An 897-nucleotide genomic window follows, 5' to 3' on the forward strand; every position below is an offset into this window, starting at 1 on the left:
CTACGGCGAAACCAGCAGCACCAGCCTGTACGCCAGCGGTCCGCTGATCGATGGCCTGCTTGGCCTGGCGGTACGCGGCAGCCTGTTCGACCGTGGCGCCTCCGACCTGACCTTCGCTAACGATACGACGGTGAGCAAGCGTGGCGCCTCGCCGGTGGAAGGCCGCAACCATACCGCCGGTGCACGCCTGACGCTGACCCCGAATGCCAACCACGACTTCTCCCTGGACGTGGAACAGGGTCGCCAGGTGTACAACAACGACGACTGCCAACTCGGCACCCTGGATGGCAAGAGCAACGGCAGCGCGGTCGACGGCTGCGCCATCGACGCGCCGAGCGTGATCAACGGCTATGACGACGAACTGGTCTTCGAGCGCGATCAGTTCGCCCTCAGCCACACCGCCCGCCTCGGCTTCGGCACCCTGGACAGCAGCCTGACCCACAACACCACCGAAACCGTCGGCCGCACCATTCCCGGTACCCGTGGCACCGCCTACACCGGTTACCCGAACATCGTCGCCGGCAATCAGCGTGAGCTGAAGTCCACCGACCTGATCTTCGACAGCAAGCTGGTCAGCGCGCTCGGCGACTCGCACATCGCCACCCTGGGCGGTCAATACTGGGATGCGCAAGTCAGCGACGGCATCGCTTCCGAAGAATTCCAGCAAACCTCCTGGGCCTTGTTCGTCGAAGACGAATGGCGCCTGCGCCATGACCTGGCGCTGACCCTGGGCGCCCGCTACGAAGACCACGAAGCCTTCGGCGGCCACGTCAGCCCACGCGCCTACCTGGTGTGGAACACCACCGACAACTGGACCCTGAAAGGCGGCGTCAGCCGTGGCTACAAAACCCCGACGCTGAACCAACTGCACGATGGCATCAACGGCGTCACCGGCCA

General features: G+C 65.0%; 1 protein-coding gene. It reads left to right on the forward strand.

The window, feature by feature from the left end; translation table 11 throughout:
• A partial coding sequence (locus B3M58_RS14480; RefSeq protein ID WP_296220135.1) for a TonB-dependent receptor domain-containing protein occupies positions 1-897 on the forward strand: 897 nt, incomplete at both ends.

Source organism: Pseudomonas sp. UBA2684 (assembly GCA_002354655.1).
GTDB lineage: Bacteria > Pseudomonadota > Gammaproteobacteria > Pseudomonadales > Pseudomonadaceae > Aquipseudomonas.